At 58.4% G+C, this 25,859-nt stretch carries 30 protein-coding genes, 1 tRNA gene and 1 pseudogene; 26 read left to right on the top strand and 6 right to left on the bottom strand.

Going from position 1 to position 25,859, the window contains the following annotated elements; genetic code table 11:
• Window positions 1-24: 24 nt before the first annotated feature.
• Window positions 25-384, top strand: coding sequence for a CoA-binding protein (locus AAEU42_RS08880; protein WP_342233180.1), 360 nt, complete (start codon window positions 25-27; stop codon window positions 382-384).
• An 88-nt stretch (window positions 385-472) separates the two neighbouring features.
• On the opposite strand, the gene AAEU42_RS08875 is transcribed toward AAEU42_RS08880, so the two are convergent.
• Window positions 473-1,096 carry a Crp/Fnr family transcriptional regulator gene (locus AAEU42_RS08875; RefSeq protein WP_342233179.1) on the bottom strand — a complete coding sequence of 208 codons (624 nt, stop codon included), beginning with the start codon at window positions 1,094-1,096 and terminating at the stop codon, window positions 473-475.
• A gap of 293 nt (window positions 1,097-1,389) precedes the next feature.
• Here AAEU42_RS08875 and AAEU42_RS08870 point away from each other — a divergent pair, with 293 nt between their 5' ends.
• The 3 genes and pseudogenes from AAEU42_RS08870 to trxB all read left to right on the top strand — a co-directional run bounded on the left by AAEU42_RS08870 (window position 1,390) and on the right by trxB (window position 3,217).
• Entirely contained in the window at window positions 1,390-1,764 is a 375-nt protein-coding gene (locus AAEU42_RS08870) for a desulfoferrodoxin family protein (protein ID WP_342233178.1), read from the top strand.
• A gap of 184 nt (window positions 1,765-1,948) precedes the next feature.
• Window positions 1,949-2,245: pseudogene (locus AAEU42_RS08865) on the top strand (thioredoxin family protein); the annotation flags it as partial.
• A 66-nt stretch (window positions 2,246-2,311) separates the two neighbouring features.
• Entirely contained in the window at window positions 2,312-3,217 is a 906-nt protein-coding gene (gene trxB / locus AAEU42_RS08860) for a thioredoxin-disulfide reductase (protein WP_342233346.1), read from the top strand.
• A gap of 160 nt (window positions 3,218-3,377) precedes the next feature.
• Here trxB and AAEU42_RS08855 read toward each other — a convergent pair whose 3' ends face one another.
• From AAEU42_RS08855 to AAEU42_RS14570, 3 genes are read right to left on the bottom strand one after another with little or no spacing between them, the layout of a single operon-like run.
• On the bottom strand, window positions 3,378-3,953 hold the full coding sequence (locus AAEU42_RS08855) for a Swt1 family HEPN domain-containing protein (protein ID WP_342233177.1): 576 nt from the start codon (window positions 3,951-3,953) through the stop codon (window positions 3,378-3,380).
• 9 nt (window positions 3,954-3,962) lie between these two features.
• On the bottom strand, window positions 3,963-4,364 hold the full coding sequence (locus AAEU42_RS08850; protein WP_342233176.1) for a DUF5343 domain-containing protein: 402 nt from the start codon (window positions 4,362-4,364) through the stop codon (window positions 3,963-3,965).
• Window positions 4,289-4,555: a DUF5343 domain-containing protein gene (locus AAEU42_RS14570; protein WP_425288207.1), complete on the bottom strand. Its 267-nt coding sequence runs from the start codon at window positions 4,553-4,555 to the stop codon at window positions 4,289-4,291. Before AAEU42_RS14570 ends, AAEU42_RS08850 begins: the two co-directional genes overlap by 76 nt.
• Before the next feature lie 609 nt (window positions 4,556-5,164).
• Between AAEU42_RS14570 and AAEU42_RS08845 the strand changes: the two genes are divergently transcribed.
• Complete coding sequence (locus tag AAEU42_RS08845; protein WP_342233175.1) at window positions 5,165-5,398, top strand: hypothetical protein; 234 nt, start codon at window positions 5,165-5,167, stop codon at window positions 5,396-5,398.
• Window positions 5,399-5,717: 319 nt separating this feature from the next.
• Here AAEU42_RS08845 and AAEU42_RS08840 read toward each other — a convergent pair.
• A tRNA-Pro gene (locus AAEU42_RS08840) sits at window positions 5,718-5,794 on the bottom strand.
• A gap of 193 nt (window positions 5,795-5,987) precedes the next feature.
• Between AAEU42_RS08840 and AAEU42_RS08835 the strand changes: the two genes are divergently transcribed.
• The 17 genes from AAEU42_RS08835 to AAEU42_RS08755 all read left to right on the top strand — a co-directional run bounded on the left by AAEU42_RS08835 (window position 5,988) and on the right by AAEU42_RS08755 (window position 21,692).
• Window positions 5,988-6,485: a DUF3795 domain-containing protein gene (locus AAEU42_RS08835; protein WP_483145452.1), complete on the top strand. Its 498-nt coding sequence runs from the start codon at window positions 5,988-5,990 to the stop codon at window positions 6,483-6,485.
• A 103-nt stretch (window positions 6,486-6,588) separates the two neighbouring features.
• Window positions 6,589-7,548 carry a M23 family metallopeptidase gene (locus AAEU42_RS08830; protein WP_342233173.1) on the top strand — a complete coding sequence of 320 codons (960 nt, stop codon included), beginning with the start codon at window positions 6,589-6,591 and terminating at the stop codon, window positions 7,546-7,548.
• Complete coding sequence (locus AAEU42_RS08825; RefSeq protein WP_342233172.1) at window positions 7,545-8,150, top strand: metalloprotease; 606 nt, start codon at window positions 7,545-7,547, stop codon at window positions 8,148-8,150. The genes AAEU42_RS08830 and AAEU42_RS08825 overlap by 4 nt, the downstream gene beginning before the upstream one ends.
• Window positions 8,151-8,305: 155 nt before the next feature.
• A complete protein-coding gene (gene rplS, locus AAEU42_RS08820) occupies window positions 8,306-8,647 on the top strand; it encodes a 50S ribosomal protein L19 (protein WP_342233171.1) in 342 nt (113 codons plus the stop codon).
• Window positions 8,648-8,803: 156 nt separating this feature from the next.
• Window positions 8,804-9,685 (top strand): ribosome biogenesis GTPase YlqF, encoded by an 882-nt coding sequence (gene ylqF / locus AAEU42_RS08815; protein ID WP_342233170.1) that lies wholly within the window; start codon window positions 8,804-8,806, stop codon window positions 9,683-9,685.
• Window positions 9,682-10,296 carry a ribonuclease HII gene (locus tag AAEU42_RS08810; RefSeq protein WP_342233169.1) on the top strand — a complete coding sequence of 205 codons (615 nt, stop codon included), beginning with the start codon at window positions 9,682-9,684 and terminating at the stop codon, window positions 10,294-10,296. Before ylqF ends, AAEU42_RS08810 begins: the two co-directional genes overlap by 4 nt.
• Entirely contained in the window at window positions 10,293-10,715 is a 423-nt protein-coding gene (locus tag AAEU42_RS08805; RefSeq protein ID WP_342233168.1) for a VOC family protein, read from the top strand. Before AAEU42_RS08810 ends, AAEU42_RS08805 begins: the two co-directional genes overlap by 4 nt.
• Complete coding sequence (locus AAEU42_RS08800) at window positions 10,712-11,080, top strand: YraN family protein (protein WP_342233167.1); 369 nt, start codon at window positions 10,712-10,714, stop codon at window positions 11,078-11,080. The genes AAEU42_RS08805 and AAEU42_RS08800 overlap by 4 nt, the downstream gene beginning before the upstream one ends.
• Window positions 11,080-12,015, top strand: coding sequence for a dipeptidase (locus AAEU42_RS08795; RefSeq protein WP_342233166.1), 936 nt, complete (start codon window positions 11,080-11,082; stop codon window positions 12,013-12,015). Before AAEU42_RS08800 ends, AAEU42_RS08795 begins: the two co-directional genes overlap by 1 nt.
• Window positions 12,003-13,490, top strand: coding sequence for a threonine synthase (gene thrC / locus AAEU42_RS08790; protein ID WP_342233165.1), 1,488 nt, complete (start codon window positions 12,003-12,005; stop codon window positions 13,488-13,490). The genes AAEU42_RS08795 and thrC overlap by 13 nt, the downstream gene beginning before the upstream one ends.
• Window positions 13,490-14,185, top strand: coding sequence for a metallophosphoesterase (locus AAEU42_RS08785; RefSeq protein WP_342233164.1), 696 nt, complete (start codon window positions 13,490-13,492; stop codon window positions 14,183-14,185). Before thrC ends, AAEU42_RS08785 begins: the two co-directional genes overlap by 1 nt.
• A 139-nt stretch (window positions 14,186-14,324) precedes the next feature.
• Window positions 14,325-15,818: a trigger factor gene (tig, locus tag AAEU42_RS08780; RefSeq protein WP_342233163.1), complete on the top strand. Its 1,494-nt coding sequence runs from the start codon at window positions 14,325-14,327 to the stop codon at window positions 15,816-15,818.
• A 75-nt stretch (window positions 15,819-15,893) separates the two neighbouring features.
• Window positions 15,894-16,475, top strand: coding sequence for an ATP-dependent Clp protease proteolytic subunit (locus AAEU42_RS08775; RefSeq protein ID WP_342233162.1), 582 nt, complete (start codon window positions 15,894-15,896; stop codon window positions 16,473-16,475).
• 75 nt (window positions 16,476-16,550) lie between these two features.
• Window positions 16,551-17,867: an ATP-dependent Clp protease ATP-binding subunit ClpX gene (gene clpX, locus AAEU42_RS08770; protein WP_342233161.1), complete on the top strand. Its 1,317-nt coding sequence runs from the start codon at window positions 16,551-16,553 to the stop codon at window positions 17,865-17,867.
• Between the two features lie 68 nt (window positions 17,868-17,935).
• Window positions 17,936-20,335, top strand: a complete 2,400-nt coding sequence (lon, locus tag AAEU42_RS08765; RefSeq protein WP_342233160.1) for an endopeptidase La — start codon at window positions 17,936-17,938, stop codon at window positions 20,333-20,335.
• An 8-nt stretch (window positions 20,336-20,343) separates the two neighbouring features.
• Window positions 20,344-20,943, top strand: a complete 600-nt coding sequence (gene yihA / locus AAEU42_RS08760) for a ribosome biogenesis GTP-binding protein YihA/YsxC (protein WP_342233159.1) — start codon at window positions 20,344-20,346, stop codon at window positions 20,941-20,943.
• Window positions 20,940-21,692: a fumarylacetoacetate hydrolase family protein gene (locus tag AAEU42_RS08755; protein WP_342233158.1), complete on the top strand. Its 753-nt coding sequence runs from the start codon at window positions 20,940-20,942 to the stop codon at window positions 21,690-21,692. Before yihA ends, AAEU42_RS08755 begins: the two co-directional genes overlap by 4 nt.
• Window positions 21,693-21,747: 55 nt before the next feature.
• Here the strand turns inward: AAEU42_RS08755 and AAEU42_RS08750 are convergent, their stop codons facing one another.
• Window positions 21,748-22,878, bottom strand: a complete 1,131-nt coding sequence (locus AAEU42_RS08750; protein ID WP_342233157.1) for a GGDEF domain-containing protein — start codon at window positions 22,876-22,878, stop codon at window positions 21,748-21,750.
• Window positions 22,879-23,102: 224 nt separating this feature from the next.
• Here AAEU42_RS08750 and AAEU42_RS08745 point away from each other — a divergent pair, with 224 nt between their 5' ends.
• The 4 genes from AAEU42_RS08745 (at window position 23,103) to scpB (ending at window position 25,821) form a co-directional block, all read left to right on the top strand.
• Window positions 23,103-23,348, top strand: a complete 246-nt coding sequence (locus AAEU42_RS08745; RefSeq protein ID WP_342233156.1) for a helix-turn-helix domain-containing protein — start codon at window positions 23,103-23,105, stop codon at window positions 23,346-23,348.
• 202 nt (window positions 23,349-23,550) lie between these two features.
• Window positions 23,551-24,264 (top strand): site-2 protease family protein, encoded by a 714-nt coding sequence (locus AAEU42_RS08740; RefSeq protein WP_342233155.1) that lies wholly within the window; start codon window positions 23,551-23,553, stop codon window positions 24,262-24,264.
• 18 nt (window positions 24,265-24,282) lie between these two features.
• Window positions 24,283-25,080 (top strand): segregation and condensation protein A, encoded by a 798-nt coding sequence (locus AAEU42_RS08735; protein WP_342233154.1) that lies wholly within the window; start codon window positions 24,283-24,285, stop codon window positions 25,078-25,080.
• 15 nt (window positions 25,081-25,095) lie between these two features.
• Entirely contained in the window at window positions 25,096-25,821 is a 726-nt protein-coding gene (scpB, locus tag AAEU42_RS08730) for an SMC-Scp complex subunit ScpB (RefSeq protein WP_342233153.1), read from the top strand.
• Window positions 25,822-25,859: the final 38 nt, after the last annotated feature.

Below are 25,859 nucleotides of genomic sequence, written 5' to 3'. Positions count from 1 at the left end.
GAAGAAAAACAGGGGGGGAACAGAATGGAATTGCCGCAAGTCATGGAACAAAAATCCTTTGTCATCGTGGGAGATACGCTGAACGAGGAGAAGTACGCCAGCAAGATCAAGCGGGCGATGATGGAGCATGGTTATCAGGTCCAGTGCGTTGGGAAGGAACTGCGGTCCATCAACGACGTCTCCGGCGAGATTGACATTATCGACCTGTGCGTCCGGGCGGACAAGGGGCTGGCGCTGCTCCAGGAATGCCAAAAGGCTTTTAAGAGCGTGGTCATTCAGCCGGGAGCCTCCAGCGAGGCGCTTGTTCAGTACCTCAATGAGCATAACATCCCGTACATAGACGGATGCCTCCTCGTGGGGTTGAAGCTGTATCAATCGCAATAAGAAAAGCACCAGGCGCCGCCTGTGCAGCATCCAGTGCTTTCCTGTGAGGTGAGCGGCCGGATGGAACAGCGGCCTCACCCTGTGTGTCCTATTTGCCGGCCAGTCGTTCAAGCCGTTTTGTGTCTACGATTTCCACAGTCCCCCGGGCCAGGCTCACCATGCCTTCGTTTTGAAAATAGCGGAGCATCCGGGTGACCACCTCCCGGGCGTTGCCCAGGTGATTGCCGATGACCTCGTGGGTGATTTTCAGGCAGTTTGTCCCCTCAATGACCGCTTCCTCCAGCAGGAAGGCGGCAAGCCGCCGGTCAAAACTCTTCCACATGATCTGCTCAATGAGCCACATGACCTCGGAAAACCGTGAGGCCATGATCTCATTGGTGTAATTGGCCATCGGCGCCGACTGCTCCATCACCTGCTGGTAGACCTGCGCCGGGATGACCCAAAACTGAGAATCCTTCTCCGCCTCAATGGTGATCTCAAACTGTATGCTCCGCATCATGCAGGACGCGGAAAACAGGCAGACATCCCGTTCAAACAGCCGGTAGATCGTGACCTCCCTGCCTTCGTCTGAGAGGATGTACGCCCGGAGCTGACCGGAGGAGATCAGCAAAAGGCCCAGGCAGTCCGTGGACCCGTTATGGATGACCGTGCCCTTTTTGACATCCTGGCGGACAGCGGACCCGGTAAGCATAGACTGCTGTTGTGCCGTCATTTGATCCCAGATCGGAAAATAACTTGAGATATCCAACTCGGCCGCACCTCCTAAACGCGCATTATTATAGGTTGTATCAAGGTATCTGTCAATTATCCATTGACGTATGACAGAAAAGTTGCTATTCTGACAGGGAAAATAGAAAAGAAAATATGTGTTCAAGTAATTCGGGGACGGCAGGTGGGGAAACAAGTATCCCCGCAGGCAGAGAAGTCCCGGCAGTCACGAACAAACGAGATAAAATAGTCCGCTTGAAAAAAGACGGCTTATAAAAATAATTTGGAGGTATCACTATGGAACAGAAATTCTACATCTGCGAGCACTGCGGAAACATCATTGCGATGGTCAGAGACAAGGGCGTGCCTGTTATGTGCTGCGGCCAGAAAATGACGGAGATCATTCCCGGCACCACTGACGCCGCCCAGGAAAAGCACGTGCCTGTTTATCAGGTGGAGGGGGGCAAGGTCCATGTCACGGTAGGCGCGGTGGAGCATCCCATGACCCCGGAGCACTATATTGAGTGGGTGTCGCTCCAGACCAAGCAGGGCAATCAACGCAAGGCCCTGAAGCCCGGCGAGCCCCCGAAGGTATGCTTCTCCATTTGTGAGGGAGACGAGGTGGAAGCCGTCTACGCCTACTGCAATCTGCACAGCCTTTGGAAGGCCTGAACTGAATCCCAAACCATTACCGCTGATATCTTCGCGGAGAATGATAGACATACGAATGCTCAGACAGACCGCCGTGGAGAGGAGAACTCCACGGCGGTCTTTTTTATCTATGTGATAATATCACGGAAAAACCGGCGAAAAGAGAATATATTAAAGACAGCAAAAGAAAAAGGAGTTGTGCTCTATGGCGATTTTGCAAATGAATCATGAAAGCTATAAAAAATATATTGCCGAGTCGGACAAGCCTGTGCTGGTGGAGTTCTGGGCGCCGTGGTGCACCTATTGCCGCCGCCTGGCTCCGGCGCTGGAGCAGGTTGCGAAGGAGTATGAGGATACTCTGCTCATTGGCCAGGTCAATATCGACGATGAGCCGGAACTGGAGGAAGAAGAGCAGATTGAGGTGGTCCCCACTCTGCTGCTCTATCAGAACGGCCAGCTTCTGGACTCTATCGTGGCGCCGGAATCCAAGCCGCAGCTGGAAGACTTTATCAGGGGATCTCTGAGCAAGCGGGAAACCAGGCAGGAAGAGTCCGGACATATCTATGACATGATCGTTGTGGGCGGCGGCCCCGGAGGATATACGGCGGCACTGTACGCGGCCAGAGCCGGTCTTGATACCATCGTCCTGGAAAAGCTGTCCGTTGGGGGGCAGATGGCCCTGACGGAGCAGATCGACAATTACCCCGGCTTTGAGGATGGTGTGGACGGCTTCACCCTGGGTGAAAAAATGCGGCGGGGCGCAGAGCGGTTCGGCGTGGAGAGCCGGACGACAGAGGTGCTGTCCTTTGATTTTTCCAATCAGGTAAAGGCCGTGGAGACCAGTGAAGGGACGCTGCGGGGCAAAACGGTGGTGCTCGCCACCGGGGCCAGCCCCAGGGAATTGGGCCTGGCCGGGGAGCGGGAGCTGCTGAGAAAAGGCGTCAACTACTGCGCCGCTTGTGACGGCATGTTCTACAAGGGGAAAACGGTGGTCGTCGTAGGGGGCGGCAATACGGCCGCGGCGGATGCCCTCATCCTCTCCCGTATCTGCGAGAAAGTGATCCTCGTCCACCGGCGGGACACGCTGCGGGCCACGAAAATTTACCACGCTCCCCTGATGGAGGCAAAAAATGTGGAATTCCGCTGGAACAGCGCGGTGACGGAGCTGCTGTCCGACGAAAAGGTGACGGGCGTCCGGCTGCGGGACCTGAAAACCGAAGAGGAAAGCATCGTGGCCTGTGACGGCGTATTCGTCAGTGTGGGGAGGAAGCCCGCCACCGAGCTGGTGAAGGGGAAAATCGAGCTGGACCCCTCGGGCTATGTGGTGGCCGACGAGTCCACCCGCACTAGCGTCCCGGGCGTGTTCGCCGTGGGGGACGTGCGCACCAAGGCGCTGCGGCAGGTGGTGACCGCCGTGTCCGACGGTGCCGTGGCGGTCCATTTCGCGGAAGAATACCTGGCGGGCGGTGTGTGAAGTATAGCTGTCTTTACAAATCCGCATAGATACAAATATAACAAAAGACCGCTGGCTTTTGTCAGCGGTCTTTTCCGTGGTCAGAGTGTAATTATAGGGTTTCAGAAAAATTTGAACACAAAGTTGGTATTCGGGTATGGGCAATCAGTATTTCAAGGTATTAGCCAATCTGTCTCAACAAATCTCTGACAATACTTTCAATTCGGTCTATTTCATCGGCAGGAAGAATTCCTGTATGCATAATAATATTTCGGGACATTTCTAAATCATCCATTCTAGACATTAACCACGCTTGATTTGGCACAATATCAGAAAAATCATTCCAATTTGCAATAATGATTTGGCCCAAATTCCCAAGCATAGTATATCCAATTTCATTGCCAGTACGATTAGAATGGTATTTATTCTTTTCTTCTTTTTTCTTTAGATCAACAACGGCATCTTTTATTTTTTTGGGCACTGTGTGTTCCCACCAATCAATTCCGTGACGTTCTGACATACGTTCAACAATAAAATTCCGAATAGTATTTTCGATACAATAAAGAGCCGTGTAAACGGATGACATCTTTGTGGCATCATTCCAAACCCTTGGGCTAAAGTCTCTTTCTACAACTCGGCTAATTGGCACAAAATCACCTGAGGAAGAAACAGAAATCCCCTCGTTTTCTAATGTATTGAAAGAATCTTGAGCCAACAACGCATTGAATACAAATTCTTTAATTGTACGTTCACTCATCATTAGTCCTCAAAGCATAAGGTTATCTTTTAAGCTTTTGAAAATCGCATTATATACTGAAATATCAGTTGTGGCAGGCAGATGAATTTGAATATTATAGTGAAACTCTGTGCTTTTAGGAGACGGGGCTACAGTTACTTGAGGAGAGGTGACAACCTGTTCTTGGACGGGCATTTCAGCTGGCGTACTTTCAATAGAAGATTGACTAAAATCTGCGATATTGCAAAGAGCTTTAAATGTACTGTAAACCCTTTTTACAGAATCTTCATCCCCACCGGTTACACGAGAAATCGCACCTTTTATATTAGCTTCATTATCTTTATAAATTTCTACATTTATAGTAAATAATTCGGAATATAATTCACGAATACGTGCAGCGACGATCTTCTTGTAGGTTGTTTTATCACGCAACTGGTCATATAGTATACGGTAGGTACACTATCGTCAGTCAAAAATCCAAGCTTCTTAAAGAGAGGAACGATACCGCGATCATTTGTGCTGGTATATCCCATATTTCTCAAAAAATCGAGTGTAAATTTGGCGGGTTTTGCGGCGGATTGTAGGCTTTCGATAATCATGGAAATTTTATTATTGGATGTCATATATGGGTATTCAGTCACACGTATCCCACCTAAAAGTTAATTTGCAATATATATTTTAAGTTATTTTTCTTGGGATTGCAAGCACAATTATTGAATGTGCTTCGGGACAAAATGTCCCAAACCGTTTTCCCTTTACATGGCTTGGGCCGTATATCCCCCAACACCGTATATCGTTTAGAATAGCCGGGGGCTGTCTGTCAAGGGTGCATCAGCACCGCCGCTTTGCGGCGGCTTGCCCTTGACTGATTGCACTGGCTGTTCTATTTTCTGGCGGCGTGACAGAGCATATCCTCCAGAGCATCCCTCTTTCCCAAGATCGGGAAAGAGAGGGGGATTTGGTTGAACACATGGAGTTTGAATATGAACTTTACTAATAGTCCCTATGATCGTATGATGAAAGAAGTCCCCAATTATGAGAATGTAAAACAGCAAACGGTATCGGTAATCAAAGAGCCAGTCGCTTTGACGCAGAGCCGATAGCACAGGAACTTGCCCTGTAGTTGTCGGCTTTTTCATGTTTATATAGCTTTATTATCTGCGCGGCGGCAGAAAAGAAAAGAACGCCGTGGGCAGATCATTGGTCTGTTATTCATTTTGGAAGGAGGTACAATGCCGGAACAGCACACCTATCAAGTCGGCAAAATTACTTTCATTGTTACCCCGGTCTATAAGGACAAGAGGTTGGGAGAAACGATGGAGGACATTCTCTTAAAGCTTTTGCTGGCAGATCTGGAAAACAGCGACATCCTTAACAACGGGTCGGAACGGAGGTACAATATACTTGGAATTACTGATTGCCCGACACCCGAGGAAGGAGGCTATTTTGAAACTGTCGGGCAATAAAACTACTACCTTTGGCACAGCCGCTCTTTACTCTCGTTTGAGCCGTGACGATGGTAGCCGAACTGATAGACCACATTGAGGTATATCCGGTGGTCTAGGAGGACGGCGTAACCAATCAGCGGGTGACAAACCATTACAACTGCATCGGCGTGTTTGAGGTGCCGGATCGCCGCAAAATCCCCGAGCGGGATATTCTGCTGGAAACAAGACGAGGCGTAGCATTGAGCTACGCCCCGGCATGGATTGCAGTATAATGTTAGGAATAAAAAATGCGGAATGCCCATTACAGGATACTCAGATCCTATAAGGACACTCCGCATGGTCGGAGTGGCGGGATTCGAACCCGCGGCCTCTTGGTCCCGAACCAAGCGCGATACCAAGCTTCGCCACACCCCGTTAAAACGCAAGGGTAATTATACCGGCAAACAAATGGAATGTCAAGCCAAATTGACAATGGGGCCCGTCGTTTTGGGGATTGCGGGCCTAACTCTTATATAGTAAGATGAAGCAAAGGGGTGATGGCGTGAAGGGGTTTGTACGAGATGATTTGTGGTTTTCCCTGTGCGGGCTGAATTGTGGGCTATGCCCCATGCGGTTGGATCAGTACTGCCCCGGCTGCGGCGGGGGAGCCGGGAACCAATCCTGCGCCATCGCGAGGTGCGGCATGGAGCATGGGGGCGTGGCCTACTGCTTTCAGTGCGGCAGCTTCCCCTGCGGAAAATACGAGGGGCTGGATGAATACGATTCCTTTACCTCCCACAGAAACAGGAGGAAAGATTTTGAAACGGCCCGGAAAATCGGTGTGGATGCCTACCGTGATATCCAGACCAGAAAAGCGGAGATTTTGAAGCTGTTGCTGGATCAGTACAATGACGGACGAAAGAAGCGCTTTTTCTGCTTCGCCGTCAATCTCTTGGAGCTGGAAGATCTGGAGCGTGCTTTGGAACAGCTTTTGACCCGGAATGTGCCGGAGGGAGAAACCGGCAGGGAACGGGCCGCTTACGCCGCCGGCCTGCTTCAGGAAGCGGCGGACCGGAAGAGTATTGATTTGAAGCCCCGCGGGAAACCCAGAGAAAAAAAGCGGTGAAAGCAGGAGGCTGTCTCGTGTATGGGACAGTCTCCCGACGTTTGAGTACATAAAGCCGCCGCCTGCCGCATACAGTGTCCCAGGATTAAAGGGGTGGACTTGTATGGAGAAGACGGCGGGACGGGCCGAGATAGGCCGGCGGGTATATCGCAGAAGCAGAGGGAAGCGGGCGGAGCTGGGGGAGCGGGAGAAACGGCGGCTCATACAGCTGGCGGCCTGTCTGGCGCTGTTTTTGGCCGTGTTTTTTGCCAAGGGAGCGGACAAGCTGGCGGGCCTGCGGGCCGACTTGTCCTCCGCCATCAGCGCCGACATGGATTTCCAGGCCGTGTTTGCCGACCTGGGCTGGTCCATCGCCTCGGGCCAGCCGGTGGGGGAGACCCTGAACGATCTTTGGACCGACGTATTCCTGCCCACGGAAAAGGCGGCTCCCGCATCCTGGAGGGAGGGGCCGCTCTACCAGTCGTCTCTGGAGACCCTGTCCCGCCGGGACGGGGTTCCGGTCATGGCCCTGATGGGCCTGGAGCCGGAGGGGGGCCACGCAGACCCCATGTCCTCCAGCGGCGCCCCCGCCGAGCCGGAGCCTGAGCCGGAACCGGCAGTGGTCCATGTGGACTATACCGGCCCAACTCTGCCGGACAACACCACGATGGACCGCTATGCCCTCAACGTGGGGGAGACGGTGACGCCGGTGATGGGGGTGCTGTCCTCTGATTTCGGCTGGCGGGAGCATCCCATCGACGGGGGAGAAAAATTCCATTGCGGCGTGGATCTGGCCGTGGATACCGGCACAACGGTGAAGGCTTTCGCCGACGGGACAGTGGACTATATCGGCGAGAGCGATGTCTACGGAAAGTATCTCCAGATCAGGCATGCCAATGGGGTGACGTCCTTCTACGCCCATTGCAGCAAGCTGTGCGTCCAACAGGGACAGACGGTGGCGGCGGGGGATAAGGTGGCTGAGTCGGGGGCCACCGGACATGTGACGGGGCCCCACCTCCACTTTGAACTCAAGATCAACGGGGTGCGCCTGGAGCCCCTCTATTATATTGAGACTCGTTCATGACGCTGGGACGGGTGGAGGTGGGGGGCGGCTTCCTGCTGTGCGCCGCCCTCCTTTATTATTTGGATGGAGAGGGGATCGTCCTTTGGGCGCTTATGTCCTGCGCCCTTCATGAACTGGGGCATCTGGCGGCTATCCGGCTGCTGGGCGGACGGGTCGTCAAGCTCCGGCTGACCTGTGCCGGGGCGGAGCTGCGGCTTTCCGCCGCCCGCCCCCTGCCGCCGGGCAGAATGATGGCGGCGGCATTGGCCGGTCCGGCTGTCAATCTGGCGCTGGCCGTGGGGACGGCCCGTCTGGCGCGGCTGGGCTTTGGAGAACGGCTCTATCTGTTTGCAGGGCTCAATCTGGGGCTGGCCTGCTTCAACCTGCTGCCCGTCCAATGGCTGGACGGCGGGCGGGCTCTGGCAGCGGGGCTGACACTGCTGTGGTCGGAGCGGCTTGGAAAGCAGGTGGTGGCTGCCTGTACCGCGGCTCTGGTGGCGGCGCTGCTGGCAGTGGGGGCCCTCCTGCTCTGGGAGAGCGAAGGGCGGAATTTTACGCTGCTTATCGCCGGCCTTTGGATGGCCGGTATGGCAGGACGTGCCAAACGGGCGGAAATCTTTTAAAAAAGAGATCCTATCCTGAAAATTTTGCTTGCATCGGAGAAATCCTTGTGATAAAATACCATAGTCTCAATAAAGGGTGTTCCGCTGCGGTGCCGTCTGGAAAATGGATGGCGAAAAGGCCGGAATGAACGCCTATAAACTAGGAGGAAAAACAAATGGATCTGATGCAGGCTTTTACCGCCAAGTACGTCAAGGCTGAGCCCCCTGTGGCCAACGTGGGCGACACCGTGCGTGTCCACGTGAAGATCAAGGAAGGCAGCCGTGAGCGTGTCCAGGTGTTCGAGGGCACCGTGATCGCCAAGAAGCATGGCGGCATCGATGAGAGCATCACCGTGCGCCGCGTTTCCTACGGCGTCGGTGTGGAGAAGGTGTTCCCCCTTCACGCTCCCTCTGTGGAGAAGATCGAGCTGGTGCGCAAGGGTAAGGTCCGCCGGGCCAAGCTCTACTTCCTGCGCGACCGCGTGGGCAAGGGCGCCAAGCTCAAGGAGAAGCTGTAAGAACCATACGGAAAAGGAGCGGGAAACCGCTCCTTTTTTGTTTCCTTGGGCCGTGAACGGCCTTTTCAAAAGGCAAAAAGTTGTGTATAATATATCAAATACGCCCATCCGGTGGGCGGGTCCAAATCAGAGCGTTGACAAAGGAGCGTGGGGGAAGTGAATATTCAGTGGTATCCCGGCCATATGACCAAGACCCGGCGGCAGATCGAGGCCGACCTGGGACAGGTGGATATGGTGGCGGAAATCGTGGACGCCCGCATCCCCATCTCCTCCCGGAACCCGGACATCGACGCCCTGGTGGGCGCGAAGCCACGGCTCATCGTCCTTAACCGGGCCGACCAGGCCGACCCGGCGGGGAACCGGGCGTGGGCCCAGGCCTTCCAGGCTCAGGGCCACGCCGTGCTTGAGACTGACGCCAAGACGGGCAAAGGGGTTTCCCGGTTCTCCGCCGTCTCCAAGGAGCTTCTGCGGGAGCAGATCGAGCGGTGGCGGGCCAAGGGCCAGGTCGGGCGCCCCGTCCGGGCCATGGTGGTGGGGGTGCCCAACGTGGGCAAGTCCACCTTTATCAACCAGGTGGCCAAGCGGAAATCCGCCAAGGCGGGGGACCGGCCCGGCGTCACCCGGGGCAAGCAGTGGGTGACGGTGGACGCCGGCCTCTCCCTGCTGGACACGCCGGGTATCCTCTGGCCCAAGTTTGAGGATGAGCGGGTGGGCCGCCATCTGGCCTATACCGGGGCGGTGAAGGACGACATCATGGACGTGGAGACCCTGGCCTGCCACCTGATGGATGACCTGGCCCGGCGCTACCCGGACGCCCTACGGGAGCGGTATAAGCTGGAGCTGCCCCGGCGGCAGGAGGAGCAGGACGCCGTGGCTTACGGCTATGAGCTTTTGAAGGCGGGGGCTGGGAAGCGGGGCTTTCTCATTTCGGGGGGCGAGGCGGACACGGAGCGCATGGCCCGCATCCTGTTGGATGAGTTCAGAGGCGGCAAGCTAGGTAACTTTACACTGGAACTGCCCCAGGAGATGGAAAAATGAACCTCTGGGAGCTGGAGGAGCGCTGCTGGGCCCAGGGCCGCAGTCTGGTCTGCGGCGCCGATGAGGCGGGGGCCGGGCCCTTGGCCGGGCCGGTCTACGCCGCCGCCGTCATTCTGCCCCGGCATCTGGAGCTGATGTGGCTCAACGATTCCAAGCAGGTGACCCCAAAACGGCGGGAGGTCCTGTTTGAGGAGATCAAGGCCCAGGCGGTGGCCTGGTCGGTGGCCTCGGTGGATGAGGGGACCATCGACGACATCAATATTCTAAACGCCCGGCTCCTGGCTATGGAACGGGCCATCCGGGCACTGGAGCCCGCCCCGGACTATGCCCTTATCGACGGAAACCGCGACAAGGGGATTACCTTGCCTCATGAAACGGCCGTGAAAGGGGACAGCCGCAGCGCCAGCATTGCCGCGGCGTCTATCTTGGCTAAGGTGAGCCGGGACCGGTATATGGAGGAGATGGCGAGGCAGTACCCGGAATACCGGTTTGAGAGGCATAAGGGCTACCCCACCAAGCTCCATTATGAAATGCTCAAAAAATATGGGCCCAGCCCTATTCATCGCAGGAGCTTTTTGAAAAAATTTTACGCCGGGGAGGCGGGGACTTGATGCAGGCTTTGGTACATATTGCCCTGGTGGTCCGGGATTACGACGAGGCCATAGAGTTCTACACGAGAAAGCTCCACTTCACGCTTTTGGAAGACACCTATCAGCCCGAGCAGGACAAACGCTGGGTGGTGGTGGCGCCTCCCGGTTCCAATGGGACCACCATTTTGCTGGCGCGGGCTTCCAAGCCGGAGCAGGAGCCTTTCATCGGCCACCAGTGCGGCGGCCGGGTCTTTCTCTTCCTGGGGACCGACGATTTTCAGCGGGATTATCAAGACCTGCTGAGCCAGGGGGTGGAGTTTGTCCGCCCGCCCAAGGAGGCCGACTACGGCATTGTGGCGGTCTTTCGGGACCTGTATGGGAACCTCTGGGATCTGGTGGAATTCAAGCCGGGCCATCCCATGGCCGGGCGGGTTTGGTGAGCGGGGAGGACCGGCGGCTCCTGGGCCGCTGGGGGGAGGCCTTGGTGGCCGCGGACCTGCGTGGAAAGGGCTTTGACCTTGTGGCCGCCGGCTGGCACTGCCGGATGGGGGAGATCGACCTGATCGCCTCCGATGGGCGATACCTCTGTTTTGTGGAGGTCAAGCTGCGCAAGAATGCCCGTTTTGCCCAGGCACGGGAGGCGGTGGACCGGCGCAAGCAGGAGAAGCTGCGCCTTGCCGCCCAGCTCTATCTGGCGGAAAACCCCACCCGGCTCCAGCCTCGGTTTGATGTGGCGGAGGTCTACGCCCCGGAGGGTACCGCCACCCGCCAGCCCAAAATCCAATATATAGAGGACGCGTTTTGATGAGAGTTTTCGACGGACACTGTGATACCATTCTCCGCTGTTATGAAACTGGAGGGGGATTTCGGAAAAACGAGGGCCATTTGGACCTGGAGCGGATGGGAAGGTATGAGAATTACGCCCAGTTCTTTGCCATCTTCGCCTCAAAAGAGGAGGCCGGGAGCAAGCCGCTGTTCCAGATCTTCCAGGAGGAGTACGCCCTCTTCCACCGGGAGATGTCGGCCAACGCCGGCCTGGTGGTCCACTGCCGGACGGCCCAGGAGGCGGAGGCGGCCTGGAAAAAGGGGCGGGCCGCCGCCTTTCTCTCCGTGGAGGGGGCCGAGCTGCTGGACTGTGACCTCCACAAGCTGGAGCGGGCCTGCGAGCTGGGCGTCCGGGCGGTGAACCTGACCTGGAACTACGAAAACGCTCTCTCGGGCAGCAACGCCGAGGGGGCCGGCAAGGGCCTCACCGAACAGGGAAGGGCCTTCGTGGAGCGGATGCAGGCCCTTGGGATGCTGGTGGACGTGTCCCACCTGTCCGATCCGGGCTTCTGGGATGTGATGGCCCTGGCGAAAAAGCCGGTCATTGCCAGCCATTCCAACGCCAGGGCTCTCTGCGGGCACAAACGGAACTTGACCGACGCGCAATTTACTGCCATAATAGGCAATCATGGAGTGGCAGGGCTCAATATGTGCCCCGATTTTCTGGGGGAGGAGCCGGACCAGGACAGAGTGGTGGCCCATATCGAGCACTGGTTTTCCCTGGGGGGAGAGAAAAACGTCTCCCTGGGGGGAGACTGGGATGGGATCGCCAGCACCCCCCGGGACATCCGGGGCATCCAGGATCTCGATTCCCTGGCCCAGCGGCTCCTGCGGATGAATTATCGAGAGGAACAGGTTAGGGACCTGTTTTGCAATAACTTGATGAGGGTAGTGAGAGAAGTATGTACTATGTAAGCACCAGAGACAAGCTGAGAAAGACCCCGGTGGCGGGGGCCATCGCCTATGGTCTGGCGCCCGACGGCGGCCTCTATACCCCGGAGGCCATCCCGACCCTGGCCGGAAACGCCCTGAACACCCTCAAGAGCATGACCTATCAGCAGCGGGCGGTCTATCTGATGAGCATGTATTTGGACAGCTATTCCGCCTCTGAGCTGGCCGGCTTCTGTTCCCGTGCCTACGGGCCGGAAAAGTTCGACGACGCCCGGGTGGCTCCGGTCCGCACGGTGGACGAGACGACCTATGCTCTGGAGCTGTGGCACGGGCCCACCTGCGCCTTTAAGGATCTGGCCCTTCAAATGCTGCCCTACCTGCTTACCGCCGCCCTTCAGAAGGAGGGGGAGCGGAAAACCGCCTGCATCCTGGTGGCCACCTCCGGCGATACCGGTAAGGGGGCCCTGGAGGGCTTCAAGGATGTGGCGGGCACCCGTATCCTGGTGTTTTATCCCAAGGACGGGGTCTCCGCCATTCAGGAGCTTCAGATGAACACCCAGGAGGGCGCCAACGTGGGCGTCTGTTCCGTGGTGGGCAATTTTGACGACGCACAGACCGGAGTGAAGCGGATCTTTTCCGACCCGGAGCTGCGGGAGGAGCTGGCCCAGCGGGGGTTCTTCCTCTCCTCGGCCAACTCCATCAACTGGGGCCGGGTACTGCCCCAGATCGTCTACTATGTCTCCGCCTACTGCGACCTCATGAGGGACGGAGTGCTGGAGAAGGGGGATAAGCTCAACGTCTGCGTCCCCACCGGCAACTTCGGCAATATCCTGGCGGCGTACTACGCCAAGCAGATGGGTGTGCCCCTGGGACGGCTGATCTGCGCCTCCAACCAGAATAACGTCCTCACAGACTTCATCCAGACCGGTACCTATGACCGGAACCGGCCCTTCTACAATACAATCTCTCCCTCCATGGACATCCTGATCTCCTCCAACCTGGAGCGGCTGCTCCACGCCTTCACCTGCGGGGACGCGCCTCAGGTCCGGGATTACATGGACCGTCTGTCCGCCGAGGGCCGCTATCAGGTCTCCGGGGAGGTAAAGAAGAAGCTGGACCGGGAGTTCGCCGCGGCCTTCTGCGACGACGCCCAGGCCAAGCGGGCCATCGCCAAGGTATGGAATGAGAAGCACTACCTCATCGACCCCCACACCGCCGTGGCCATGGACGCCCTGGAGCAGTACCGGGCCAAGACGGGGGACGCCACGCCTACGCTGGTGGTCTCCACCGCCAGCCCCTTCAAGTTCGGACCCGCCGTCATGGAGGCCCTGGGGGTGGCGGAGCCCATCCGGGGTTTGGAGAGCATCCGGCAGCTCAGCGACCTTACCGGCGTTGCCGCCCCGGCGCCTCTGGCCTCCCTGGCCGGGAAGCAGATCCGCTTTTCCGGCACCGTGGAGAAGGACCATATGGCCGACAAGGTCCGGGAGATGCTGAAGTAATGGCCCTCTATGCCATCGGAGACACCCATCTCTCCCTGGGCGGGAAGAAAGCCATGGACACCTTTGGGGGCGCCTGGGAGGGGTATGTGGAAAAGCTGCGTCTCGGCTTTTCCGGGCTGACGGAGCGGGATGAGATCGTGCTCTGCGGGGACCTTTCCTGGGGGATGAGCCTGGAGGAAGCCCTGCCGGATTTTCAGTTTTTGGAGTGCCTATTTCCTGGGAAAAAGTATCTCCTGAAGGGGAACCACGACTATTGGTGGACCACCGCCAATAAAATGATGAGCTTTTTCAATGACCACGGGCTGGAAAACTTCGCGCTTCTCCACAATAACTGCCAGTTTTACGGGGACGTGGCCCTCTGCGGCACCCGGGGGTGGTTTTTTGAGGAGGAGGCCGACGGCCACAACGAAAAGGTCTTTCACCGGGAGATCCTGCGGCTGGAGACATCGCTGAAGGCGGCGGGGGAGGCGGAAAAGCTCTGCTTCCTTCACTATCCCCCCCTCTATCAGGGATATATCTGCCAGGAGATCGTAGACCTTTTGGAGCTCTACAAGGTAAAAGCCTGCTATTACGGCCATCTTCACGGGGGCAGCCACCGGCTGGCCCAGGAGGGACGACGTGGGAGCGTGGAATATCACCTGATCGCGGGGGATTATGTGGGATTTGTCCCCCAAAAAGTCCTGGATGGGGACTGAAATTGAAAAAGTTCTGTGAATTCCTGAAAAAACGCTGGAAATATGACGCTATGTCTGATACAATGAAAAAGATTTCGTAAACGGGCGCTGCCGGCCAAGAGAGAAGGTAGGGCCTGCGCCGACAGGAGGAAGTACAAACATGAATGTCAAGAGCGTGGAGAAACTGGAAAAGAGCATGGTCGCCCTGACCATCGAGGCGAGCGCCGCCGAGCTGGAGGCCGCCGTCGACAAGGTCTACAAGAAGCAGCGGGGCAAGATCATGATCCCCGGCTTCCGGAAGGGCCACGCGCCCCGTAAGATCATCGAGGCCATGTATGGAACCGACGTCTTCTACGAGGACGCCGTCAACGAGATTTACCCCGACCTCTTCGCCCAGGCGGCGGAGCAGGAGAAGCTGGACACCGTGGCCTATCCCGAGGTGGAGCTGCAGGACATCAACAAGGAGGGCTTTACCTTTAAGGCCACCGTGGCCGTCCGTCCCGAGGTCACCCTGGGCGACTACAAGGGCCTGACCGCCCCCAAGGAGACCGTGAAGGTCACCGACAAGGATATCGACGAGGAGCTCAAGCCCTACATCCAGCGGGCCACCAGCATGAAGGACGTGGACCGCAAGGCCAAGAAGGGCGACACCGTCACCATCGACTTCGAGGGCTTCATGGACGGCAAGGCCTTCGAGGGCGGCAAGGCCGAGGGACACGATCTGGAGCTGGGTTCCGGCTCCTTTATTCCCGGTTTTGAGGATCAGCTCATCGGCGCCAAGGCCGGCGAGGACAAGGAAGTGAAGGTGACCTTCCCCGCTGAGTACCAGGCGGAGGAGCTGGCCGGCAAAGAGGCCACCTTTAAAGTGACCGTCCACGCCGTCAAGGAGAAGGTGGAGCCCACCCTGGACGACGAGTTCGCCAAGGACGTCTCCGAGTTTGAGACTCTGGAGGCCCTTCGCAAGGACCTGGGCGACAAGCTCACCGAGCGCCGGGAGCGCGCCGCCCGCAGCGCCTTTGAGGAGGCCCTGCTGGACCAGGTGACCGAGAACATGACCGCCGACATCCCCGACGCCATGGTGAATTTCCGGGCTCAGCGGATGCTGGAGGATTACAGCCAGCGCATCACCTCCCAGGGCATCCCCTTTGACCAGTATTTGGCCATGACCGGACTCACCGTGGACATGCTCAAGGAGCAGGCCATGGAGGGGGCTCTCCGTCAGGTCAAGACCGACCTGGCCCTGGGTGCCATCGCCAAGGCCGAGGGGATCGAGGTCACCGACGCCGACATCGACGCCGAGTGTGCCCGTCTGGGCGAGCAGTACCATATGACCGCCGAGGACGTGAAGAAGGTGGTGCCCCTGGGTGACCTGAAGAACGACCTGACCAACCAGAAGGCGGCCAACATCGTCTTTGATTCCGCCAAGGCGGGCAAGGCCCCCGCCAAGAAGGCGGCCAAAAAGGCCGAGGACGAGGGCGAGGAGAAGAAGCCCGCCGCCAAGAAGTCCACCGCCAAGAAGGCCGCCAAGGCCGACGAGGGCGAGGAGAAGCCCGCCGCCAAGAAGAAGGCCCCCGCCAAGAAGGCTGAGGGAGAGGCTGAAAAGAAGCCCGCCGCGAAAAAGACCACCAAGAAAGCGGAGAAGACCGAGGAATAATCCAGACCGGTTTGGGGATACTATGGTGTGTGTTTGTGTTCTCTGTGTCAATTTGGTAAAGGAGATAAGTCAATCATGAGTTTAGTTCCCTATGTAGTAGAGCAGACCAGCCGGGGCGAGCGTTCTTACGACATCTTTTCCCGACTGCTCAACGACCGGATCGTCTTCCTGGGGGAAGAGGTCAACGCCACCACCGCCAGTCTGGTGGTCGCCCAGCTTTTGTATCTGGAGGCCCAGGACCCCGATAAGGAGATCCAGTTCTACATCAACAGCCCCGGCGGCTCCGTTACCGACGGCATGGCCATCTATGACACCATGCAGTACGTCAAGTGTGACGTGTCCACCATCTGCATCGGCATGGCCGCCTCCATGGGCGCGTTCCTGCTCTCCTCCGGCACCAAGGGCAAGCGCCTGGCCCTGCCCAACGCCGAGATCATGATCCACCAGCCCTCCGCCGGGACCCAGGGTCAGATCACTGACATGGCCATCCACCTGAAACGGCTGGAGGTCATCAAGAAGCGGATGAACAAGATCCTGGCCGACAACACTGGAAAGTCCATCGAGGAAGTCACCGCCGCCTGTGAGCGGGACAACTTCATGTCCGCCGAGGAGGCCAAGGACTTCGGATTGGTTGACAAGGTCATCTATCAGCGTTAAAATATCCTCTTAAGGGGAGCGGGGCCGTTCGCCCCGCTCCTTTGAGTATGAACACCCAAGGATGAGGGAAACATTATGCCGAAAAACGACGAACATAAATCTGTCCGCTGCTCCTTCTGCGGAAAGCATCAGGAGCAGGTGTCCCGCATCATCGCGGGGCCGGGAGCCTATATCTGCAACGAGTGCGTCCATCTGTGCATGTCCATTCTGGACGACGCGGAGGACCAGGCGGAGACCTTCAGCCCGGAGGTCCCCGACGCGATCCCCACCCCCAAAGAGATCCACCAGGTGTTGGATCAGTATATCATCGGCCAGGACGGGGCCAAGGTGGCTCTGTCGGTGGCGGTGTATAACCACTATAAGCGCATTTACTTCGGCGGCGCTGACGACGTGGAGCTCCAGAAGAGCAATATCCTTCTGGTGGGTCCCACCGGCTGCGGCAAAACGCTCTTTGCCCAAACACTGGCCAAGGTGCTGAAGGTGCCCTTCGCCATCGCTGACGCCACCACCCTCACCGAGGCGGGCTACGTGGGCGACGACGTGGAGAACATCCTTCTGCGCCTGGTGCAGGCCGCCGACTACGACGTGGAGCTGGCGGAGCGGGGCATCATCTATATCGACGAGATGGACAAAATCGCCCGGAAGAGCGAAAACACCTCCATCACCCGGGATGTGTCCGGCGAGGGTGTCCAGCAAGCCCTGCTGAAGATCCTGGAGGGGACCGTGGCCAATGTGCCGCCCCAGGGCGGGCGGAAGCACCCCCATCAGGAGTTCATCCAGGTCAACACCAAGAACATCCTCTTCATCTGCGGCGGTGCCTTCGACGGTCTGGAGAAGATCATCGAGCAGCGTCTGGACAAAAAGACCATCGGCTTCGGCGCGGAGATCAAGAGCAAGGAGGAGCGCAACACCGGCGAGCTCTTTGCTCAGGTCCAGCCCCACGACCTCATCAAGTTCGGCATCATTCCCGAGCTGGTGGGCCGTCTGCCCGTGGTGACCACCCTGGGCTCCCTGAACCGGGAGCAGCTGGTCCGGATCCTGACCGAGCCCAAGAACGCTCTGGTGCGCCAGTATGAGAAGCTGATGGAATACGACGACGTGGAGCTGGAATTCCGGCCCGAGGCGCTGGACGCCGCCGCCGGCAAGGCCATCGAGCGCGGGATCGGCGCCCGCGGCCTGCGGGCGGTCCTGGAGGACGTCATGGCTCAGACCATGTACGAGGTGCCCTCCGACCCCACGATTTCCAAAGTCATCATCACCGCTGAGAGCGTCAACGACGGAGTGCCGCCCGAGGTGGTCCACGACCGGGACAAGACGGAGCGGCCCAGGCTGGGCGGCGCCGCCCTTCACTCGGCCCAGGGCGGGACGCCCATGCGGGATACCGCGTCTTAAATCATCTCAACGAGCCGTGGGGCGGGGGAGACCCCGCCCCACTTTTTCAAAGGAAGGAAGTGTTTGCCGTGGCGGAGGAGAAAATTCCTGTCACGATCCCCGCGCTGGCCCTCCGGGGCCTGACCATTTTCCCCAGTATGCTCCTCCACTTCGACGTGAGCCGGGAGACCTCCATCCGGGCGCTGGATGAGGCCATGTCCAGCAACTCCACGGTGTTCCTGGTCTCTCAGCGGGATCTGGCGGTGGAGGAGCCGGGGGAGCGGGACCTGTTCCACATCGGCACCATCTGCAACATCCGCCAGCTCCTGCGCATGCCGGGGGACAATGTGCGGGTGATGGTGGAGGGCGTGAGCCGGGGGCGGCTCCTGACTCTGACCCAGACCGCGCCGTACCTGACGGCGGAGGTCCAGGAATTGGAGCCGGAACCGGCGGGACGCAGAAATGCCCGGACGGAGGCGCTGATCCGCTCCACCTATAATCTTTTTGAATCGTACATCGAGCTCTCCTCCCATATGACCTCCGATGTGCTGCTCAGTGTGCTGTCCAGCGATGACCCCGGCTATATCGCCGACTACATCGCTCAAAATATCCCCATGCGCACCGAGGACAAGCAGGCCATCCTGGAGGAGATCCACCCCGTCCGGCGGCTGAGCCGGCTCAACCGGTGCCTGCGCAGGGAGATCGAGGTGCTGGAGGTGGAGCAGGACCTGGAATCCAAGGCGCGCCAGCAGATCGCCGGGACCCAGCGGGATTTTGTCCTGCGGGAACAGCTCAAGGTCATTCAAAGCGAGCTGGGGGAGAACGGGGGAGACGATGAACCGGGGGAGTACCGCCGCAGGATCGCCGCCGTCGATCTGCCCCGGGAGTCCAAGGAGAAGCTGGAAAAAGAGGTTTCCCGTCTGGAGAAACAGCCCTTCGGCTCCGCCGAGGCGTCGGTCCTCCGGGGATATCTGGACACCTGCCTGGATCTGCCCTGGGGGAAGCGCACCAAGGACCGGCTTGACGTGGAGGCGGTTCGGAAGGCCCTGGACGGCGACCACTATGGCCTGGACAAGGTGAAGGAGCGGGTCCTGGAATTCCTGGCGGTCAAACAGCTGGCCCCGGATCTGAAGGAGCAGATCATCTGCCTGGTGGGTCCACCCGGCGTGGGAAAGACCTCGGTGGCCCTCTCCGTGGCCAAGGCCACCCGGCGGAAGCTGGCCCGGGTCTCACTGGGCGGCATCCACGACGAGGCGGAGATCCGGGGGCACCGCAAGACCTATGTGGGGGCCATGCCGGGACGGATCATCGCCGCCGTTCAGCAGGCGGGGAGCTGCAATCCCCTGCTGGTGCTGGATGAGATCGATAAACTGGGCAATGACCAGAGGGGGGACCCGGCTTCGGCCCTTTTGGAAGTGCTGGACCCGGAGCAGAACGGTTCCTTCCGGGATCATTTTTTGGAGATCCCTTTCGATCTCTCCGAGGTGATGTTCATCACCACCGCCAATACCACTGATACCATTCCCCGGCCCCTGCTGGACCGGATGGAAGTCATCGAACTGCCCAGCTATACTGATGAGGAAAAGCTCCAGATCGTCCGGCGGCATCTGCTGCCCAAACAGCTGAAACGCCACGGCCTGAAAAAAAGTCAGCTCAAGATCAGTGACGGAGCTCTCCGGGCTCTGATCGCGGGGTATACAAAGGAATCCGGGGTCCGGCTCCTGGAGCGGGAGCTGGCCTCTTTGTGCCGGAAAACGGCAATGCGTCTGGTCTCAACAGATGTAAAGTCAGTTTCCATAACAGAAAAAGATTTGGAACCCATGCTGGGGCCGCGGAAGTTCCAGCCTGAACTGCGGGATCACGTCCCCAGACTGGGCGTGGTCAACGGTCTGGCCTGGACCAGTGTGGGCGGTGAACTGCTGGAGGTAGAGGTCAACGTGGTCCCCGGCTCCGGCAAGCTGGAGCTTACCGGGAATTTGGGGGATGTGATGAAGGAGTCCTGCCGGGCCGCCCTCAGTTATATCCGCGCCCATGCGGGGGAGCTGGGGCTCCAGGAGGACTTTTACAGGAAAAAGGACATTCATGTCCACTTTCCGGAGGGGGCCGTACCCAAGGACGGGCCCTCCGCCGGGGTGGCGGTCACCACCGCCATGGTCTCCGCCCTCACCGGAACCCCGGTGCGGGGAGATGTGGCTATGACAGGCGAAGTAACTTTACGGGGAAGGGTGCTGCGGATCGGCGGCCTGCGGGAAAAGACCATGGCGGCCCTGCGGGAGGGGATCCGCACTGTGATCCTGCCGGAGGGGAATCTCCCGGATCTGGAGGAGATCGACCCGCTGGTGCGCTCCGCTCTGCGGTTTGTTCCCGCCGGGCAGGTGGATGCCGTGCTGGACAGCGCCCTTGTTCGGGAAAAAGTGGATGCGGAGCTGCCGCCCCTGCCGGAGGCGGCGGCCAATATAGTCCAGGGCCAGCGGCCCTGGGCACAGTGAGGTGAGCTATGGGACTGAATACACAAAAGGCGGAGTTTGTACGCTCCGCCGCCGGGGCCAAGGACTTTCCGAGGGATCTTTTGCCGCAGATCGCCTTTGCGGGCCGTTCCAATGTGGGCAAATCGTCTGTCATCAACCGGCTTCTCAACCGGAAGAACTTTGCCCGGGTGGGTGCGGCGCCGGGAAAGACCACCCACATCAACTATTTCCGCATCGATGAAAAAATCTATCTGGTGGACCTCCCGGGCTATGGCTACGCCAAGGTCTCCCAGACGGAAAAGGCCCGCTGGGCGGGACTGATCCAAAGTTGGTTCGACGACCGCTCCCTCATGACCCTGGGGGTCCTGATCGTAGACGCCCGCCATAAGCCCACCGGGGACGATAAGATCATGTCGGACTATTTCAAGGGGACGGGCCGGCCCTTTGCCGTCGTGGCCAACAAGCTGGACAAGCTGAAAAAAAGCGAGATCGAACCCAATTTGGCTCTTATCCGGGAGACTTTAGAGCTGCCTGATGATGTAAAGGTAATTCCCTTTTCAGCCGAGAAGGGTACAGGCAGGGAAGAGCTGCTGGGACTGATTTTAGATCATATGGGGGGAACAGTATGAAATACGTCCGCATCCTGCGCCGGGACACGCCGGTCTGGGGCGTGCTGAAAGGGGAGACGGTACGGACCCTGTCCGCCGCGCCCTATGAGAGCATCCAATATGACGGGGAGAGCCTGCCTCTGTCCAGCTGCCGCCTGCTGGCGCCCTGCGAGCCTACGAAAATCGTGTGCATTGGGAAGAACTATTTCGACCATGTGAAGGAAATGGGGGGCGAGGCTCCCGCCAAGCCTCTGCTGTTCATCAAGGCGCCCAACACCCTCAACCACCCGGAGGGCCAGGTCCATGCCCCCGGCTTCGTGGAGCGGCTGGACTATGAGGGAGAGCTGGCCCTGGTCATCAAAAAGCGGGCCAAGGATGTGACGCCGGAGCACTTTGAAGAATACGTCCTGGGCTATACCTGTCTCAACGACGTCACGGCCCGGGATATCCAGTATGGAGACGGCCAATGGACCAGGGGGAAGAGCATGGACGGCTTTGCCCCGGTGGGGCCGCTGGTCACGGATGAGATCGACGGGGCCTGCGCCGACGTGGAGACCCGCCTCAATGGTCAGGTGGTCCAGAAGGGGAATACCGAGCTCTTCATGCACAAGCTCCCGGAACTGATCGCCTTCATCACCGCCTCCATGACCCTGGAGCCCGGCGATGTGGTCACCACGGGGACTCCTGCCGGCGTGGGGCCCATGAAGCCCGGGGACACGGTGGAAGTGGAGATTCGGGGGATCGGCGTCCTGCGCAATCACATTGTCTGAGCGAACGGATAAGAAAAGGCCTCACTCTGTCGTGGAGTGAGGCCTTTTTCCATCCTTAAGTTCCGTGGTACTGCTGCTTATCCAGATACATGGCGTCGTCGGCCCGGTGGTAGGCCGCGGACAGGTCACCGTCACGGGTGGGGTCAAATGTGGCCCAACCGGCGGAGAACGACAGGGGCGCGGTCCAATTCTCGGGGCGGAGCCGTTCCAGGCCGTGACGGACACGCTCTACCAGCTGTTTGATGTCCGCGTCTTCCTGGAGAGGCGTAATGATGGCGAACTCGTCTCCGCCGATCCGATAGGCAATGTCCTGCTTGTCCAGGGCGGCGCGGATGGCCTGGGCGGCCAGTTGGAGGTAGAGATCCCCGGAGTTATGCCCCAGAGAATCATTGACCAATTTGAGCTCGTTTAGATCAAGAAGGATCATGCTGCACCCAGGGAGGGCGGTCCGGCGGGCGTTGGCGTTGCTGAGATCGGTTTGGAAGGCGTTGCGGCTTTTCAAACCTGTGAGATAGTCGGTGTTGGACGCATCCTGGAAGGTGGGGTTGGAGATCCGCCGAAAAACCCGCAGGGCAAGCAATCCGGCCAGCAGACAGGTGAGCAGGATGATCATCGGTGTGATGAACTTGAGGTTGCGGTAGGTGTTGAACTGGCTCTCCGCCTCAAACTCCACGCCCAGAACGCCCACCACCTGGTCATCCGTGTCGTCGTGGATCGGGATATAGGCGATGAAGATTTTCCCCCATTCGGTATTTTTAATGCTGTCCGGCAGTACGGGATGGTCGGTCATCGCATATTCCAGCTCTGGGATGATCTCCGGCTCGATGGGGTCGCCGGGATGACGAAAATCCTCGGCGGACAGATCCAGTCCGTCCACCAGGTAGATGAACTCCCCGTCCTCGGTGCGGGTGGCGGTATAGAGGTACCGCACGCCGGTGCCAAGTTTGATCCGGTAGAGCTCCTCCTGAGAGCGGAGGTAGAGATCGCTGTTCATGTCCTCCTCATCATACAGCTTGAAGAAACCTTCTTTATCCAAGAGGGAATCCGCCGCGTTGGCGATGGAGTAGACCCGCTCCTCCAAAACATGGATCATGTTCTTATAGGTCAGGTGATAGCTGACAGCGTATAGGAGAAGGCAGGAGAGAAGGACCATCAAAGCGGTGAAGAGGGACACTTGAACGTCCATACGCTGTATGGCCCGGTGTAATTTGCCCATTGGATCACCTACTCACGTTATTTCAAAAGGGAAATGATAAAAACAAAATAGTCATTTTTCTGCTCAAAAAGAATTTATAAACGGCGGGATATTACTTAATCATCTTTTTTATAATTACGGGGTTGGGTTCATGTTATTGTCAATTCGGCATACTATACGAAAGATGATCTGGATAGAAAAGGTAGGGTATACGGGTGCGCCTGTCGCTTCAAAATGAAAAGTCCAATATTTCAGGCGCCCGTGTAAGACTGGCCCGCCAGTTTATCGGGCTGTCCCAGGAGGCGCTGGCGGGCCGTCTGCAGCTGATGGGGCTGCAGCTTGGTCAGATGGCCATCAGCCGGATCGAGACCGGTAAGCGGATCGTGCCCGACTTTGAACTTCCTCTGCTGGCCAGGGCTCTGAACGTCAAGGTGAGCTGGCTCCTGGGACTGGAGGAATAAAATAAAAAGAAACAGCCGTGTGTCGCGGCTGTTTTTTATTTTGCAGAAAGCTTTTTGACATAGTTTTTCTGAAATCATTATACAAGATTCGGCGGAAAGAGGCAAGGGCATATCTGCTTTTCCGCAACCTCTGCCGGGCACTTGTGTGAAGTTAAAAAATTTGGTATAATATCTTTTATTCAAATCGGGAGGAGGCTCTGCTTTGCGGGATTTGACGGAATTCTTGAACAGCATGGACTGGTGGGGCCTCGTCGGGCTTTTGGTATCCGCCGTGGCGGCCCTTTTCTGCATCACCTTCCATGAGCTGTCCCACGGGTTTGTGGCCTACCGGCTGGGAGACCCCACCGCCAAGAATGCCGGACGGTTGACCCTCAACCCCATCCGGCACATCGACCCCGTCGGGTTGTTGATGATGCTGGTGGCCAAGGTGGGCTGGGCCAAGCCTGTGCCTGTTGATATGCGCTATTTCAAGCATCCCAAACGGGATATGGCCATCACCGCCCTGGCGGGCCCCTTGTCCAATTTTTTACTGGCCTTTCTCGCCCTGGCGGTAAGCTCGCTGATCTATCATTTCACCCGCCTGGGCAACACCGCCCTGGTGGTGCTGTGCTTCCTTTCAAATTTGGCGGTGCTGAGCACGGGGCTTGGGATATTCAACCTCATCCCAATTTCCCCTCTGGACGGCTCCAAAGTCCTGTTCGCCTTTCTGCCGGATAAGGCGTATCTGACGATCCTACGGTATGAGCGGTATGTGATGATCCTAGTCATCGTACTGACCATGGCGGGCACCTTTCAGGGGCCCCTGTCCCGCCTGATCCTGATGGCGCTGCAAGGGCTGTGCTCCCTGGTGGGCTATCCCCTGGGCGCGGTATTCGCCACCCAGGACATCTCTTCTCTGATCCGGCTATTTTCCTGAAAAGGCAGGTGAGACTCCATGGACGCTCCGATCTATCATCTGGAAAAAGTGGTGCGGGTCCGCGCGGACGACGTGGAGGATTTTACCGGCCCTCTGGACCTTATCTTGAGCCTGCTAGCCAAGAACAAGATGGAGATCCAGGACATTCAGATCTCTTTGATTTTGGACCAGTACATGGCTTGGATGAACAAGCGCCGGGCCCTGGACCTGGAGGTGGCCAGCGAGTTTATGTCCATGGCCGCCCAGCTCATGTTCATCAAGACCCGGATGCTGCTGTCCATCCACGACGAGGAGGCCATCTCCGAGCTGGATCAGCTCATTGCCTCTCTGGAGGAGCACCAGAGGCACGAAAACTATGTCCGCATCCAGTCCATCGTCCCCATGCTTTCGGATCGGTACGCGGTGTGCCGGGACTACATCACCAAAGTGCCGGAGCATCTGCCGGTAAACAAGGTATACCGGTACAGCCACAAACCGGAGGACCTCTTTCGGGCCATTTCTTCGGCGCTGGAACGGGTGGACAACCAGCTTCCGCCGCCTATGGCCGCCTTTGAGGGCATCGTGGGCCGGGAACCCTACCCGGTGGCGGATAAGGCGGGGGAAATCATGGACCGGCTGCGCCAGTTCGGGGTCACCCGGTTCCACGCTCTGTTCCGCGGCAACCGGAGCCGCTCCGAGGTAGTGGCTACCTTCCTGGCGGTGCTGGAGCTGTGCAAGGCCCGGCGGCTGCGCCTGGCGGGGACCGAGACAGACTGCACCGTCACCAGCATCGGGGGCGGGGAAGAGGACTTTGAATTCTCTTCCGACGCCTATTAAAAGGAGGGGCTTTCTATGGAATTGAAGGAAGTGGAGTCCGCCATCGAAGGCATCCTCTTTGCCGCCGGAGAGCCGGTGGGGGTGGAGCGTCTTTGCATGACGCTGGAGGTCGACAGGGCCACCGCCGACGCCGTGTGCCAGCGGTTGGCCGATCAATACAGCTATGAGCGCCGAGGCATCCGGCTGGTGAAACTGGAGAACTGCTACCAGCTGTGCTCTGCGCCCGAGTACGCCGGATATATCCGAAAAGCCTTTGAGAGCAGAAAGCCCGCCCGGCTGTCCCAGCCCGCCCTGGAGGTATTGGCCATCATCGCCTATTATCAGCCTACCACAAAGGCCTATGTGGACCAGATCCGGGGCGTGGACAGCGCCTATACCGTGGGCCTGCTCACCGAGCGGGAGCTGATTGAGGAGTGCGGACGGCTGGCGGTGCCCGGCCGGCCGATCCTCTATCGGACGACCCAGAACTTTTTGCGCTCCTTTGGCCTTGCCAGCCTGGAGGAGCTGCCGGACCTGCCCAGCGCCTCGGCGGAGGACGAACAGCTGACTCTGGATATGCAGATGGAAGTGGAACGGCTTCAGGAAGAAGAGAAGAAGCCGGAGGAAGAGCCGGGCATCACCGATGAGGAGTTGGAGGCCGCCGCCCGGGAGCTGGCCGAGCGGGAAGCGCTGGCCGCCGGGGCCGGGGAAGAAGCCGAGCCGGCGGAAGACGGAGACGCCCCGGAGGCGCCTGTCCCATGAGCGGGTGGATGGTTTGCCTTATCATTCTGGCGGTCCTG

The sequence above is a fragment of the Pseudoflavonifractor phocaeensis genome, assembly GCF_038439875.1.
GTDB lineage: Bacteria > Bacillota > Clostridia > Oscillospirales > Oscillospiraceae > Vermiculatibacterium.
This window is presented reverse-complemented; position numbering and strand designations above follow the sequence as displayed.